The sequence below is a fragment of the Desulfovibrio sp. 6_1_46AFAA genome, from assembly GCF_000224635.1.
Taxonomy (GTDB): Bacteria; Desulfobacterota; Desulfovibrionia; order Desulfovibrionales; family Desulfovibrionaceae; genus Desulfovibrio; species Desulfovibrio fairfieldensis.
Window position 1 is genome coordinate 703,578 of sequence record NZ_JH114301.1, and the last position, 14,240, is coordinate 717,817.

Annotated in this window: 13 protein-coding genes; all 13 read right to left on the minus strand. The window is 52.6% G+C overall.

What is annotated here, in order from left to right; all coding sequences use genetic code 11:
* Nucleotides 1-5: 5 nt before the first annotated feature.
* Nucleotides 6-1,208: a class I SAM-dependent methyltransferase gene (locus HMPREF1022_RS06440; RefSeq protein WP_008684444.1), complete on the minus strand. Its 1,203-nt coding sequence runs from the start codon at nucleotides 1,206-1,208 to the stop codon at nucleotides 6-8.
* A gap of 123 nt (nucleotides 1,209-1,331) precedes the next feature.
* The gene (locus tag HMPREF1022_RS06445) at nucleotides 1,332-2,192 is read right to left on the minus strand and encodes a class I SAM-dependent methyltransferase (RefSeq protein WP_198005326.1); all 861 of its coding nucleotides are present in this window, start codon (nucleotides 2,190-2,192) and stop codon (nucleotides 1,332-1,334) included.
* A 100-nt stretch (nucleotides 2,193-2,292) separates the two neighbouring features.
* Nucleotides 2,293-3,081: a TylF/MycF/NovP-related O-methyltransferase gene (locus tag HMPREF1022_RS17195; protein ID WP_008684441.1), complete on the minus strand. Its 789-nt coding sequence runs from the start codon at nucleotides 3,079-3,081 to the stop codon at nucleotides 2,293-2,295.
* A complete protein-coding gene (locus HMPREF1022_RS17200; RefSeq protein ID WP_008684439.1) occupies nucleotides 3,074-4,084 on the minus strand; it encodes a radical SAM/SPASM domain-containing protein in 1,011 nt (336 codons plus the stop codon). The genes HMPREF1022_RS17195 and HMPREF1022_RS17200 overlap by 8 nt, the downstream gene beginning before the upstream one ends.
* Nucleotides 4,081-5,427 (minus strand): radical SAM protein, encoded by a 1,347-nt coding sequence (locus HMPREF1022_RS06455; protein WP_008684438.1) that lies wholly within the window; start codon nucleotides 5,425-5,427, stop codon nucleotides 4,081-4,083. Before HMPREF1022_RS06455 ends, HMPREF1022_RS17200 begins: the two co-directional genes overlap by 4 nt.
* Before the next feature lie 39 nt (nucleotides 5,428-5,466).
* Nucleotides 5,467-7,455 carry an asparagine synthase (glutamine-hydrolyzing) gene (asnB, locus tag HMPREF1022_RS06460; RefSeq protein ID WP_009302403.1) on the minus strand — a complete coding sequence of 663 codons (1,989 nt, stop codon included), beginning with the start codon at nucleotides 7,453-7,455 and terminating at the stop codon, nucleotides 5,467-5,469.
* Entirely contained in the window at nucleotides 7,455-8,771 is a 1,317-nt protein-coding gene (locus HMPREF1022_RS06465; protein WP_008684435.1) for a glycosyltransferase, read from the minus strand. The genes asnB and HMPREF1022_RS06465 overlap by 1 nt, the downstream gene beginning before the upstream one ends.
* Nucleotides 8,768-10,168: a glycosyltransferase gene (locus tag HMPREF1022_RS16540; RefSeq protein ID WP_009302404.1), complete on the minus strand. Its 1,401-nt coding sequence runs from the start codon at nucleotides 10,166-10,168 to the stop codon at nucleotides 8,768-8,770. Before HMPREF1022_RS16540 ends, HMPREF1022_RS06465 begins: the two co-directional genes overlap by 4 nt.
* Nucleotides 10,155-10,823 (minus strand): acetyltransferase, encoded by a 669-nt coding sequence (locus HMPREF1022_RS06475; RefSeq protein WP_008684432.1) that lies wholly within the window; start codon nucleotides 10,821-10,823, stop codon nucleotides 10,155-10,157. The genes HMPREF1022_RS16540 and HMPREF1022_RS06475 overlap by 14 nt, the downstream gene beginning before the upstream one ends.
* Nucleotides 10,823-11,569 (minus strand): SDR family NAD(P)-dependent oxidoreductase, encoded by a 747-nt coding sequence (locus tag HMPREF1022_RS06480; RefSeq protein ID WP_009302405.1) that lies wholly within the window; start codon nucleotides 11,567-11,569, stop codon nucleotides 10,823-10,825. Before HMPREF1022_RS06480 ends, HMPREF1022_RS06475 begins: the two co-directional genes overlap by 1 nt.
* Nucleotides 11,569-11,796, minus strand: coding sequence for an acyl carrier protein (locus HMPREF1022_RS06485; RefSeq protein ID WP_008684428.1), 228 nt, complete (start codon nucleotides 11,794-11,796; stop codon nucleotides 11,569-11,571). Before HMPREF1022_RS06485 ends, HMPREF1022_RS06480 begins: the two co-directional genes overlap by 1 nt.
* Nucleotides 11,789-12,946, minus strand: a complete 1,158-nt coding sequence (locus tag HMPREF1022_RS06490) for a 3-oxoacyl-ACP synthase III family protein (RefSeq protein WP_009302406.1) — start codon at nucleotides 12,944-12,946, stop codon at nucleotides 11,789-11,791. Before HMPREF1022_RS06490 ends, HMPREF1022_RS06485 begins: the two co-directional genes overlap by 8 nt.
* A 27-nt stretch (nucleotides 12,947-12,973) precedes the next feature.
* Complete coding sequence (locus HMPREF1022_RS06495; protein ID WP_147568404.1) at nucleotides 12,974-14,032, minus strand: DegT/DnrJ/EryC1/StrS family aminotransferase; 1,059 nt, start codon at nucleotides 14,030-14,032, stop codon at nucleotides 12,974-12,976.
* Nucleotides 14,033-14,240: the final 208 nt, after the last annotated feature.

The following is a 14,240-nucleotide window of genomic DNA, read 5'->3' on the forward strand; positions in this document are numbered from 1 at the left end:
TCTGCTCAAAGATTTTTTATGGCGTCGTCCTGATCCATAAAGTAGGTGTATTCACGTCCGTTCTTGTTGGGATCCGTGTTGTCGGACGTACTGAAATACAGGGTTCCATACCAGGATGAATAGCGTCCTTTGCCTTCCGCAGCGATCGCCGCATGTGGAGCATTGGCAAAAGAAAGCCAACTGCCGTCTTCCAGAAGGCGTAAACGAGAAATGCCTCCGTCAGCGGCAAGCGCGGGGAGAGGGGCGCAAAACATCTGTCCGGTCACATGAGAGAATGGTTTTTGCAGCGGCAGGCTTTGCCGCCTGGAAAGAATGTTGTCCCATACCAAACTCGCCGGGCTCTCCGCATCAATCTTGTCCTTTTCCGCACCGGAACGGCGAAACAGGAACTCTGTGTTGCCTTCTCCCGTGTTCATGCGTACCAAGGAGAATTCTCCACCGTCACACACTTGTCGGCATAATTCATCCTCATGGACGAATTCCATGGGCCAGCCGCCCAGCCAGTCGCGGATATCGGTCCAAAAGCTCATACCCCGTCCTGAATTGTCGTACTCGCGCCAGCATCGCCATATGTCGGCCAGCCCCTTGGCGACGCCTCTCGGATTCCCTCTTGCCGGAGCGCAATGACAGCGCCAAAGGTAGCCCAGTTCCATCAAGCGGCGGCGTAGCTTTCTCGCGTGCAGATAGTGCCGCTTGATCTCAAGCCACTCCTCGGGACCCGGCAGCCCGCTGGCCAAGCCGTTGGCGTAGGCGGTATAACTGTATAGCGCCAGAGCCAGCAGCCCTCGCTTGCGGCAAGGATACGCAGCATTGCGGACAGCCTCGCGCATGTGTCCCGTATGATGAAGAACTCCCCAAGAGTAGACGATATCGAACTCTGGAAGTGCACGCATGAAGGCGGCGTCCAGGACATCCCCCTGCATGATCTGCCAGTTTTCCGGGTTCCCGGCATATGAGCGTAATTTTTGCGTTGTCTGTACAGCCAGAGGGTCAACATCAAAGCTTATGACGTTCGTCGCACCGGCACGCCATGCGGCCAGAGAACTCAGCCCACTGCCGCTGCCGACATCAAGGAAGCTGAGGTTTTTCAGCGTGGGCAGACCCAAAAAGCGGCGTAACGCTGTTCCCGATTGCGCCACGATATCTTCTGAAAGATTCTGAGCAATAAACTTGCTCCAATTCTCGCCGAATTCGAATCTGTCGCTCATTGTTCCTTTCTTCTCTTTTCCCGGAACAGGCAGACCGTTTGCGGTCTCGTTGCCTGGAAGGGCGCCAAAGGGATATTCATGTCATAGAGATATCGGAAACGCCAAAGCCCCCCTAACCGTACGTCACCGTTTTTGAACCTCGTACCGTCCACTGACGACATCCAGTTCCTCGCGCGGAAGATTGCGGCACCGCGTGGTCGACGCCCTGAGCCGAGGCTCGAAATCGTCAAGGTAATCAGCGCCGGCGCTCATATTGTGGTCAAACGCCGTGATGGAAAAGCCGTTTTGCCGCCACAGCGCATCATAGTCGATGCGACGGTAACTGTTGCCGTTGTAGCCGCATACCCGGCGGACAAGGCCGTTGGCATGTGCCTGTTCGACACTCTGGCCCATGCGCCGCGCCATCCACGCGAAAGTTTCCGCATCAGGTTTTTCATTCCAGCGATAGTGATGCAGCAGAAATTCCAGCGGCCGGTTGAAGTCAAAATGATCCCGGAAATCCACCTGATGCAGTCCATAACCTCCCGGTTTTGTGATAGCCCCAAAGCGAGCAAAGGCTTGAGGTGGACTATATAGATGCTCCAGAGCCGCCCAGGAACAAAGGAAGTCAATGCTGTTGTCCGGGATGCTTTTCAGCGTTTCCGCATCCTCGGCAATTGGCTGTATGCCGTCAGCGCAATGTTCCCCGCGCGTCAGGCATTGTCGGAACACTTTCTGATCGGCGCCAGACCAGCGCGCGGCGACGGCTTCTGCCAGAGCCCGATATAGGGGCGCATGGTAGTCGTCGGACCATGGTTTGAAATACTTGTCCGCCACATATACCTGTGCCGCGCCCAAGCTTTTGAAAGTCAGGCCGACAATAAGATTCTTCCCTGGGCCGATTTCGCAGATGTGGGCATTTCGCACGCGTTCACGCGGAAATGAGTCAAGATAAGCGTCAATACAGGAAAAGGCGTATTTAATATCTTCATGCAATTCTTCCATGGAGGGCATGCCTGTACAACCTCGCACTGTTTTTGGAAAATTTGTGTAACAATACTTTAAAGTTATATAATTTACAGTTACGCCGCGTTCAAGGTGAATATTAGGCAATTTTTTTCCCTTTTATTAAAAAACCTCCTCCAGAAGCAAAGGGGAGCATTTTTTCCTCCTTATCCGCTAAAAAATCATCCACAGCTTTGGTTGCTCCCGGACAAGTCGCAAAACCGTAATCGTCACAAATCAGTATGCCGCCGGGATTCAGGTGGTGATAAAAGAACGTGATTGAATCCCGAGTGGGCTCATACAAGTCCACATCAATATGTACGAAGGCAAATGTCACATCAGCAACGTCGGTAAAGCGCGAAGGGATCCAGCCCTTCCATATGCGGAAGCGGGAGGTGTAGCCATGTAGATGCTGGCGTACACGCGCTTCTGGACATGCGTGGGAATACTTATGCCAATGCTGGCGGTCATCATATACCCCTGGCTCTGAAATACCCTCAAAGGAGTCAAAGATATGATGTACACGCGGTTGGTCGTAAATTGGAGCATGGCGCAAAATGAGCAGTGAGCTTACCCCTTCGAAAACTCCGCACTCTGCCGTATCCCCCGGTACATCTTTAATAAGCCGAAGGAACTGCACCAGATTATGACGACGATCAAGGTTGTAGCCTTGCCATTCTTCCGGATACTCTTCACAAAGTCGTTTAGTTTCTTCGGAAGTCAACCAGTCCAATTGTGGCCATTTGAAATGATATTCTGGGCATAGAAAACGCCCCGCGTAAGCGAGATATTGTACTTTATCATGTAGAGTTTTTGGTGGCCAAGGCAATGCATAGTTACAATGTTTAATAATGTATTCGAGAAGATAATCTTTAAAGGAATCATCCATTATGTGTTTCCTTTTTAAAACTGATGACAGCACCGTGATGTCCTGCGGTTACAAGGCTAGATGGAAATCTGAACAAATTATCATTGTCAACTTCGTAATGGGAATAGATGGTCGAACAATGTTGGCATAGTGGTGGAAGGAGGTCATGCTTATTTTCTACATTACTTCGCATTCTATTGAGAAGAGGCCCATGCCAAATATTGAGTAAAGTTTCCTGATCAGCACGGCCTACTATAGGATTTTTTAGATTATAATCAAAGCAACATGTTGGAACTACACCATCAGCGAGTACGATCATTGATGTCACCAGAGAGTCACACCTTGTGTGGGCACGCTTTTTACAGGGTTTTGCTATAATTAGACCGGAATCGTAAAGCGACGGCGCTGCCCAAAAGTGGGATGTCGTGATCCATAATGCGTCATTGTTGCCCAGAAGGGGTTTGAAGAGTCTATACACAGCATGAAAGTCTTCCATGTTTTTTTTAGTGCGTACATATTGAAGGCTAATTCCAGTTTGAGAGTGAGTAGAGTTTCGTATAGCAATAAAAGATAAAATATTATCGCGCACGATACCAAACTGTGTCCCTCTGCGGATAGTTTCAAAGGTTTTTGGGTTTAGTGAATCCATACAAGGAATCAGGCGCCCGAGCTTGTGTTCTAGCAACATGTCGGCAATATCCTTATCAAGCAGAGATGCGTTTGTTTGGAGATGCACGCGCCCCACTAGCCCCAAGGTTTCAAGTAGTGCCAATTTTTTGGCAAGCCCTTTATCCATGAGGGGTTCGCCGAACATGTTGAGAAAAATGTTATCGGGCCATGTCGGCCATGATGCTATCTGTTCCACTAGCGAAGCGAACAGCTCAAATGTCATGGTCTGCGGCTTGCGCATTTTACGGTCCATGGGAGCAGGGCCATGGAAGCAAGGACAAATAGGGCAGGTCAGATTGCATGTATTCGCAACTTCCAGTGCGATTTGATGCGGATACTTCACAGTAATATTCATTGAGTAGCCTCTTTTATTGTGGCGATGCGCTGCCGCACGGCGGGCCAATGTTCGGGCGCAAAATAAGACGTGTAGCTTCTGGAGTTGTCTTTTCGGGCAAGGCAATTCTTACAGTGGGGAAAGCTGGGCGCCTCCGTACGATAAGTGGCGCGTAACTGGCGATAGGCCCCGCCATTCCAGATGGATGCAAAACTTTGTTCGTTCATGTTGCCGAGAGTCTTACGAGGCGCTACACAACAGGGGAGCACCGTGCCGTCGGGATTAATGTAGGTTCCGTATTCAGGATAATCGCATAAACCGGCCTCTGCATCCGTTGCGGCGTCGTGGCTGGAGAAAGGCTGAGGACCATAAAAGAAGCCGTCCAGGCTTTTGGCCAGGTTAATGGTTTCAGCAAGCATGTCATTGTACTCCGTCTGATTCCAGAAACATGATGAGTTTATGTCCATGCAGGCGTGTGTATAAAGATGGCAGGCTGTTACGCCCTCTACGCCGAGGCTGTGGGCAAGACGCACCAGGGCCGGCAACTGGCGGACTGTTTCACGCATGACTGCGGCATGGAAGGTGATAAGAAACGGCCTGCCCACATCTCGCCTGGCCTGCACTAGATGTTTGACGCCTTGTATTATGCGTTCGAAGTTTGCGCCTCTGCGTATCCACTCTAACGTTTCCTTAATGGGGCTATCCAGAGATATCTGAATATGGTGCAGGCTTGATTCCGCCAGTTGGCGGGATTTTTCTGGGGTCAGCAGCATCCCGTTGCTGGACGTAAAAAACGGAACAGCATATTCTGTAACCTTGTGAAGAATAGTAGGGAGATTCCTGTTCAGTAATATTTCTCCACCACTATCGAGGCGTAGTTCTGTAACATGGGGAAACATCTCTTCTGCAATTTTGTCGAAAAGACTCATTTCCATAAATGGTCCGGTAAAATATTTTTCTCTACATATTCTGCACCATAGATTACATGAATGAGAAAGAACAATATGCACACGCTGTGGAAAAGATATATTTTCCTCAAATTCGTCTTTTTGAGTGCGCATCAGCGTGTAATGTTTGCTGTTTGTGTTGGGGTCGCTATTGTCTGATGCGGAAAAGTACAAAGCTTGGCCCCAATGATTATAGTGCCCTCCGCCACTATACCAAATGCAGATATTCTGCGCATGACGTCCGGGAAGAGGTATGCCGTTCTCACAAAGTATGAGGGGCGATCTCATGCTCTGGCCGGGGATATTGCTGACGTCTTCCATGCCTTCCGGCAGCATGTATTCAAAGCCATGTCCCCGCACATGGCGAAAGGGCGGCGTCATTTCCAGATAAAAGGTCAACTTGTCAACGTCTCTCATAAACGCTTTCTCCCCCTTCTGGTTCAGCAGGCCAAATGGTCAAACGAAGACCGCAGGAATATCACGAGATGAAACGGCAGGCGGTTGGGAAGCAGCGGCATGCCAAGCCTGAAACATGAGTACGATCCACAGCAGGTACTCCCAGTTGCTTGCTCCGCTGACGTGGCGCTCCCAGGCGAAGCGTACACTTTGCGGATGGAAGATGTCCTGCTCCCGGAGGTGCCGCTCTTCCAGAAGAGCTTCCGCCCAAGGACGCAGAGGACCCCTGAGCCATTCTCCTACCGGAATGCCGAAGCCCATTTTGGGGCGTTCCACCAAGGACGGAGGAACATAGTTATGCAGTAACCGCCGCAAAAGGTATTTGCCTTTACCGTCACGTACGCGCCATGTGGTGGGAATGCGCCAGGCAAAAGCGAAGACCCGTGTATCAAGCAAAGGAACACGGGCTTCGAGGGAGTGGTGCATACTTGCTCTATCAACTTTGGTTAGAATACCCTCAGCGAGGTACATGCGTATATCCACATATTGCATAAGAGAGAGACTGGTGCCGAGACTGTCTTCAAGGTCTGTATGATCTGCAATTGTGGCGGGTGCTTTGCCTGTCGTGAGCAGCATTGAAGGGTGCCACCAATACTGCATGTAATAACGATGATAAAAGGCCAGAGCCGATCCCTGAAGGCGGAGGTCTGCAAAATTATGAAGACGCGCTCCGGCGTTGCGGGGCCGGATAGCTGCGGGCAGCATGCGTACCAGCGCGTCCCATTTGTGTGGTGAAAGAAAGCGCAGCATGGCAGCGAAAGCGGTGCGCACGGGAGTATGCGGCGCAAAGTCCGGCATCTGCTGGAGGCAGGACATATAGCGATCATATCCGGCAAAAAGCTCATCACCACCGTCGCCGGTCAACGCCGTAATCACATGACGCCGTGTGAGTCCAGAAAGCAGAGTGGTGGGAATTTGCGAGGGGTCCGCAAACGGTTCGTCGTATATGGCGGGCAGGTGTGGAATCAGATTTCGGGCATCTTTCACACTCAGGTAGAGCTCCGTATGGCAGGTGCCCAGATGGCGCGCCACATCTGCGGCAAAGGGGGCTTCATTATAGTCTGATTCTTCAAATCCTATGCTGAAAGTGCGCACCGGAGCAGCACTGCTCTTTTGCATGAGGGCGGTCACGAGGGAAGAATCGATGCCGCCCGACAAAAAGGCGCCTACAGGGACATCGGCAACTATACGACGGCGTACGGCATCGGTCAGAATAGCGTCCAACTCTTCTACATATACAGCTTCTGACTTCGACGAGAGGGGCAGAGGGCGGGTCAGCCCCTCACAGGCTACGGCAAGGGGATCCCAATATCGGCAGAGGCGAATTCGGCCGTCGGCATCCACATCCAGGCGGTGTGCGGCCGGCAGCTTGAATGCTCCCCGCCAGATGCAGTGTGGAGCCGGGATGTACCCGTATCGCAACAACAGGGCCAATGCGTCATGATTAATATCCGGTCGCCAGTCCTCAAGTGTACGCAGACTTTTCAGCTCAGATGCGAAGCAGAAGCGTCCACCATCCAGCATCCAGTATAGCGGTTTGACGCCCATACGGTCTCGTGCCAGGACAAGATGGCGTTCTTTTCTGTCCCATAATGCGAAGGCATACATGCCAAGCAGATGTTCAAGCGCCGCGTCCACCCCCAGAGTCATGCATGCCAGCAAAACTATTTCGGTATCGGACGCGCCGCGCGGGTGTACGCCCCGTTGTGCCAAAAATTCAGTAAGTTCTCCGGTATTGTAGATTTCACCGTTATAGGTAAGGACAAAACGCCCGTCAGGCGATGTCATGGGCTGATGCCCCAGCGGAGAAAGATCGCGAAGGGCAAGACGGCGGTGCCCTAGGGCCATGCCCGCCCCTGCCTCAATCCATAACCCTCCGCTGTCTGGGCCACGCAGCACAAGAGCCTGGGTCATGCCAGCTATGTAACCATGCAACATCTCCGCGCTGCCGTACGCGTGCAAATCCCAATATCCGGCAATGCCGCACATTATGAAGCGTCCTTTTGTTTACAAGGCGTTTTTCGGAGCAGGGCGTGCATCCGGTTGGCAAAATGAGATACCAGACGGCGGCAGAGCAGAGATCCTCGTTGCCATAGCCAAGGGGAGGTGTACGGCATGGGATCATCAAAATTCCGGAACAGCCATTCGCGCCTCGCTACGGCAGAAAGGCGGGCTTTGCTGGCAAAAGGCTCCCGCGCGAAAGAATCCATGACCGTATTGCCTTTATTCCGCGCAAGCTCCTCAAACAGTGCCTCCCATTGGCCATACACTACGGCGGGGGCATAGGCGGTAGCGGCGATCTTGCCCTCCTTTCCCATGGCATGGCGCTGGGAAGCATCGCTCATCAGCGTGTCAAGCGCCTGAGCTAGGCCTGCGGGCGTGGACTCTTCGACCACGAGGCCTGTATGTCTATGGACGATCACATCCTTCACCCCGGCGCATTCTGCAAAGCCCACCACCGGCAGTCCGGCGCACATGGCTTCCAGCACGGCGTTTGGAAAACCTTCATACGCCGACGGCAGACAGTATATCTGCGCCTCAGCATAGGCAAAAGGCGCGTTTCTGCATATCCCGCGCATCTGTATGCGATCTTCCAATGCCCAGCGCCGGATCAGCGTCCTCAGTCTTTTTTCTTCCGGCCCGTGTCCCCACATGAGTAAATCCCAGTCCGGATGCTTTGCAGCAAGCATCCTGAATGCTTCCAGCAGGAGCCAGGGGCGTTTTTGCTGATCAAAGCGTGCCAGATAAAGCAGGCAGAGCCGCTTCCCCTTCGCCGCCATATTGTTACAAGGCATAGCGGCGGGGGCCGCATTGGGAATAATTCTCACCTTTGGACGGAAGACCTCCGGTACACTGGAGATATAGGCGGGCAAGAGTTCGTGGATGATGTCCGCTCCGCTCAATACGGCCAGCCTTCCAGAGCGGTTCCAGACACGCTGCTCCGTGTAGCGTATGGGGTCGCAGCGTTCGGAGCAGATAAATGGAATACCGCTCCCCATGCAGGCCGTAGCCCAGAACAAGTGGTCGCTACCCGATTGCATGGAAAGGAAAATGTCAATATCGGCACTGACAAGAAGCTTTCTCAGCTGGACAAGATCCTCGTGTTTCCCCCGGTTTTCCCAAGAGACGTGTCTCACGTCGGGGCCGACAGCATAGCAGGGGATGGTGTTTTTGTTGTCGTGCGTCAGCGACAGAAGCGTTACGGCATGTCCGCGAGCGGCCATTTCCGTGGAGAGATTGACGGCCACGCGTTCGGATCCACCAAGGCTTAAGCATAAACTCGAGCAGGCTATAGCAATATTCATGACAAACGCGATCGCTTTTTCAGGCCTGAAATCAGAGCATTGTATCCTTGAAGCGGAAGTTCCCGGCATAACCAGTAAAGCACGGCTTCGGCTGTGTCAGGCATAAGCCCCCGGAAGTCCCGCCAGAGCCATTCCCGCCGTGCTGCTGCGGAAAGACGGGCCATGGAGGCGAAAGGCTCCTGCGTGAAAGCGTCCATGGCGGTATGTCCTTTGCTCAAGGCAACCTCGCACAGCAAACGCTCCCACGCATCAAAGACACATTGCTCTGCGAAGACGGCCACGGATTTCCTGGCGTTGTTCCCAAGGCACTCCCGCAACCCGGCGTCCGCCATCAGACGGCCCAGTTGCTCAGCCAGTGACGTTGTATCCATGTGATTTGCCATAAGTCCGTTTTCCTCGTGCCGGACAAGATCCGGAACGCCCTCACAGCTGGCAAAACAGACGCTGGGGAGCCCACAGGCCATCGCTTCCAGTAAGGCGTTCGGCATGCCTTCCGTGCGGGAAGAAAAGCAGAAGGCATGCGCGGCGGCATATACAGGCCAAACGTCCTTAGCTTCCCCCAGCAGCTTGAGGCGGTCGCCTAAACCTGTGGCGGCGGCATGGGCATGCAGCATATCCCGGTCCTGCCCATCGCCGACCACATGCATTTCCCAGTCCGGATATTGTGCGGCGACAAGAGCAAAGGCGTCCATAGCCAGACGGCATTGCTTCAACTCCTCATGCAGGCGTCCCAGCCAGAGCAATACTTTTGGGGCGCCGCTGCTTCCAGCGGGATTCGCACAGGTTGGGGGAGTGGGCACGGCATTGGGAATGACATGCACCCGCTCTCGCAGAAACTCGGGCACGCTGTTCCGATACAAAGGTAAAAGCAGATGGATGGCGTCCGCGCCGCTCATGGCTGCCAGGCGGCCTTTGCGATTCCAGAAAACAGTCTCAATCGTTTGTGGCGAATGCCGTTCCGAATACACATACGGGACACCACTGCCCAACAGGGTCACCGCCCATATGAGATGGCTGCCGTCCGGGAAGGGACAAACACAAACATCAGGCGAAAGAGCTCGGATTTCCTGACGCAATCGCTGAATTTTTAAATTGTTATCTGTAAGAGAGTAGGGACGGATTTCCACATCAGGATGAAGGGGATACATATCTTGTAGCTTTTCTGTCCCCCTGGGGAGGCTTGCTCGCACTCCTTCGGGCAGGCTTAACTCATAAAACCGGTACCCCAGCCGATAGAGAGGATACAAAAGGCGCGGCACGGGTTTCTGGCTGTAAATGGTCACCCGGTGCCCACGTTCCGTCATTGCATTGGCAAGCGAGGCCACTACGTTGGGTATGCCGCCACGTGCCGTATAGTTGTTGGCCAGAAGAATATGCAGTTGTTTAGATATTGGCATATCCGTTATGCACTCCAATCTTCAGTGCCGGGTTCCCTGCCATACGACAGTTGTCCTTGCAGCCCTTGTAGATGGTGCTGCCGGGAGCCAGCAGATTTCCGTTGCCGATGACAGCATGCTCAAGCAAGACGCTGTGCGGGCCAAGATGGTTGCAGGAGCCGATTCTTACTCCGCCAAGCACAATGGAGTATGGCGCAAGAAAATTGAAATCACCCAGCTGAGCGTCATGGGCGATATTGGCAGCACCGTTAATATAATTTCCATCCCCCACTACAGTATTGCAAAAAACTGTACAGCCGCGCTGAAAAATATTGCCCTCGCCGATAACGGCGGATTTGCAAATGGCTGTCCAGGGATGAATAAGATTCATAAATTTCGCGCCACGTTCTTTTAGCGAAAGGAAAATTTCCCTGCGCAGTGCCGGCTTGCCCACGCCGATGACAAAAAGATCATCGTTTTGAATTGCATGTTGATCAATATTTCCTCTATAGAGAGAATGGAGCTCTTTCAGATCGCCGGGATAGCCCTTCCAGTCGAAAAAGCCCCCAAAGTTATAGTAAGCTGTCAAGCTGGGGGCGTTTTCCAGAACATCTCGCAATATCCAGTAACATTCACGAGCCGCGCCGGAATTGCCAATGATCAGAACATTGGGCATCAGTAACGCCCTCCTGCCAGCACAAAATTCTGGCCGGTAATCCAGGCCGCTTTATCGGAAAGGAGAAATGCCGCCATGTGCGCCACATCCTCCGGGCGACCAAATCCAAGCGGGTATCCTCGCAACTGGCTTTGACGATATTCTGGCCCCATGAGGGCCTCGGCTTTTTCCTGCATCGGCGTATCGACAATGCCCGGCGAAAGACAATGCACGCGCAGGCCCCGTGGGGCGACTTCCTGGCTGATGCTTCTGGCCGCGGCGGTCAGCGCCGCTTTGGCCGCTCCATATATAAGATGTCCCTTTTCAGGGAAAACGGCGGATGCCGAGGAGACGAAAAGCAGGGCTCCGCCTTTTACGCTGACCCGTCTGTCACAAAAGCCCTTGGCCAGGAGCAACGGCACATGGAAGTTGAGATCAAAATGCCGCCGTGCCGTGGCAAGGCTATAGGCCTGCATGCTGTCCATCAGACCTTCACCTGCTGCGCATGCCATGCCCCACAGCCTGCCATGCCTCTGGCTGATCTCACGCAACCATTGTGGGATTTTTTCCATATTTTCAAAAAAATCCCGCCGGATGCTTGTCCAGCGCTCAGGCGTGTCCGCAGCTTTGCGCCCTTCGTCCAGTTTGAGGTCGTCGCGGCCGCAGGCAAGCACGGTTGCTCCTTGGGCATTACACTCCAGAGCAATGGCCCGGCCGATGCCGGAACTGGCTCCGGTAACCAGTATTATCTGGCTTGCGGCGAACATCAGGCAATAGCGTCCTTTGCCAGCGCTATCAGTGAAGCGGGACTACGGCAGTTTTTGAGATCATCAAACACAATACGCTGTCCGAAATTTTTGTCGAAAAATGCTATGAGAACCATAAAAGCCAGGGAGTCCCATTCTTCAAGGTCTGCCAGCACAGTCTCCTCATGCAGCGAGGTTTCGCATTGCAGCAGCTCCTGCAATTCGAGAAGAAAATCTTGCTTAGTCATGGCGGGTCATTTCTCCCATGATTATCTGTTCCCAGCGTTCAATGCGCTGCTGACGCGTAGGGCGTTTGGGATCTGGCTCGTAATCAATGGGAGCGGCGCAGTCCCAAGCATCAATATTACATAAACAGGATCCCCACGATAAGCCTATGCCGTAGCCGCTCATCAACACTTTGCCGGGCGCTCGCTGACCGAACACGTCACAGAGCGCAACGGGGATGGATGCTGACGCCAAGTTGCCGTATTTGCTGAAGGACTGCCATGGAGCCCTGTCCTCAGGGAATCCGGCTTTGGCGGCCACAGATTCCACAATCTGCTTATTCGCCTGGTGCAATATCAGCCAATCAATATCGGTGGGACCTATGGACGCATATTCCAACGCATAGTGAAGATGTTCCGGTACAACATCCATAGTAAAGTTGAATACAGCTCCACCATCCATATAGGTGTCTCCAAGCTGCCAGATATTGCCGTAGGGATCCGTGATGTCCCTTACAAGCCTCTCGTTTTCAGCATGTTCGCGGAGGAAAGGAATTCGGGCTTTTCCGGCGGGGATAATGATGGTCTCAAATCCGCTGCCGTCAGTGCCAAGGCCAAAACTCATAGGAGCGGCGTTTTCGTCGCGAGCCAGCAAGGTGGCGCTTCCGCCGTCGCCAAAAACCGGGGCCGTTATGCGGTTGCGAATGTCGCGTTCTGAGGGATGCGCGTCTCCAACGAGAACAAGAACCTGCCGTGCCGCGCCGGATGCGATGAGCGAAGCGCTGAGCCAGAGGCCGTAGATATACCCCGTGCAGCCTTGATTGACATCAAATGCAGCACAATGCCGCGTCAAGCCGAGTCGATGTTGTAGTTCGCAGGCGGTTGCCGGTTGATGCCAGTCAGGCATCTGGCTGACGAAAATCAGAGCATCAATGGCTTGGCGCGCGTCTGGAACGGCGTCAAGCAAGGATAGGGCGGCATGAGCACAGAGGTCGGACGCGGTTACATCCGGCGGGCAAACGCGGCGCCGGTCCATGCCCAGCGTAGCGCGAAGTCTTGTGATTTTTTTTACGCTGCCACCATAAAAATGTATTTCATCTTCCAAACGAATCTCATTCGCTGGAACTGCCGTACGTAATGCGGATATTTTAACGTTATGAAACGTATGGAACATGGAATAATTCTCTTCTTATAGATTTATTTATAATGATTCAAGTAAAATATTAGTAATAATTTTTACATGTTCTTGGTCAATATCTCCATGCATAGGTAGGCACAGTGCATGATTTGCAGCTTTTTCAGCGACGGGGCAGGAAGCCTTCCATTCAGGCCTCAAATAAGAAAGCATATTGAGCGCAGGATAAAAATAACGCCGGGGATATATTCCCTGCGCGGTCAAGGTTCGTTGTACTTTCAGCAGGAGATCTTCGTCAGATAGAAGAATCGGATAATAGGCGTAATTCCATTCCATGCCTTCCCGAATGGCAGGGCGGATCAGTTTTGCGCTGCCCAATGCCGCTTCATAGGCCGCATGGAGCTTACGCCGCTTTTCAATTTCCGCATCCGTGCCCGGCAGCAGCGCCAGTCCCATGGCGGCATGCAGTTCGCTCATTTTTCCGTTGATGCCCAGACAATAATGTGTGTCGTCGATATGACCGAAGGCCCGCGCAAGCGACAACGCCTTATGGGCTTCATCCGTATGAGAGACGACGCATCCGCCCTCCGCGGTGTGGAAGATCTTGGTCGCATGGAAGCTGCAAATGCTGTAGTCGCCATATGCTAATAGGCTTTTACCTTTATAGCGCGATCCGAAAGCCTGAGCTCCGTCATAAATGAGCGTCGTTCCCTGCTCACGGCAAATAGTATCCAGGCTTTCCACATCGCAGGCCAACCCATAGATATGGACGGGCAGTACCCCAGCGATATCGGATTCTTTGACAAGGCGCCGGCGGAGAAGATCGGGAGAAAGGCATAATGTATCGGGCTCCACATCCACAAAAACCGGCGTGCACCCCAACCACAGCAAGGCTGAGAGCGTTGCCACATACGTATAGGGGGTTACCGCGATTTTTTTTCCAGCCAATCCCGCAGATTGGACAGCAAGCATGAGAGCTGTTGTGCCGCTATTGCAACTAATAATATTGGATAGATCAAGGTATTTTGTAAGCGATTTCTCTAAGTTCTGAACACAATCTCCGTTATTTGTGATCCATGCGCTCTGGAAAAAATCGCTACACTGCTGAAAGAAAGCCTCTTGCATAGGCATTCTAGATTTTGTGACGTATATAGAATTTTTCATATCAAAATACGTCAGAAAGCAGTACGCAATAAGGCCGAATCCGACAAGTCGGATTCGGCCTTAAAAAATTGGTATGAGTTAAAAATACAGAGAAGAGATGAATATAAGCTGGTAGCTGCGGAATTACAGAAAAACAAAGGCCATAAAAGAAGACCTCTCTCTCTCTCTC

What these genes read in the sequence shown, in the direction of transcription:
- HMPREF1022_RS17195 (WP_008684441.1), bottom strand. Translation starts at nt 3,081, where the DNA reads ATGGATGATTCCTTTAAAGATTATCTTCTCGAATACATTATTAAACAT.
- HMPREF1022_RS16540 (WP_009302404.1), bottom strand. Translation starts at nt 10,168, where the DNA reads ATGCCAATATCTAAACAACTGCATATTCTTCTGGCCAACAACTATACG.
- asnB (WP_009302403.1), bottom strand. Translation starts at nt 7,455, where the DNA reads ATGTGCGGCATTGCCGGATATTGGGATTTGCACGCGTACGGCAGCGCG.
- HMPREF1022_RS06495 (WP_147568404.1), bottom strand. Translation starts at nt 14,032, where the DNA reads ATGCAAGAGGCTTTCTTTCAGCAGTGTAGCGATTTTTTCCAGAGCGCA.
- HMPREF1022_RS06445 (WP_198005326.1), bottom strand. Translation starts at nt 2,192, where the DNA reads ATGGAAGAATTGCATGAAGATATTAAATACGCCTTTTCCTGTATTGAC.
- HMPREF1022_RS06465 (WP_008684435.1), bottom strand. Translation starts at nt 8,771, where the DNA reads ATGAATATTGCTATAGCCTGCTCGAGTTTATGCTTAAGCCTTGGTGGA.
- HMPREF1022_RS06440 (WP_008684444.1), bottom strand. Translation starts at nt 1,208, where the DNA reads ATGAGCGACAGATTCGAATTCGGCGAGAATTGGAGCAAGTTTATTGCT.
- HMPREF1022_RS06490 (WP_009302406.1), bottom strand. Translation starts at nt 12,946, where the DNA reads ATGTTCCATACGTTTCATAACGTTAAAATATCCGCATTACGTACGGCA.
- HMPREF1022_RS17200 (WP_008684439.1), bottom strand. Translation starts at nt 4,084, where the DNA reads ATGAATATTACTGTGAAGTATCCGCATCAAATCGCACTGGAAGTTGCG.
- HMPREF1022_RS06480 (WP_009302405.1), bottom strand. Translation starts at nt 11,569, where the DNA reads ATGTTCGCCGCAAGCCAGATAATACTGGTTACCGGAGCCAGTTCCGGC.
- HMPREF1022_RS06475 (WP_008684432.1), bottom strand. Translation starts at nt 10,823, where the DNA reads ATGCCCAATGTTCTGATCATTGGCAATTCCGGCGCGGCTCGTGAATGT.
- HMPREF1022_RS06455 (WP_008684438.1), bottom strand. Translation starts at nt 5,427, where the DNA reads ATGAGAGACGTTGACAAGTTGACCTTTTATCTGGAAATGACGCCGCCC.
- HMPREF1022_RS06485 (WP_008684428.1), bottom strand. Translation starts at nt 11,796, where the DNA reads ATGACTAAGCAAGATTTTCTTCTCGAATTGCAGGAGCTGCTGCAATGC.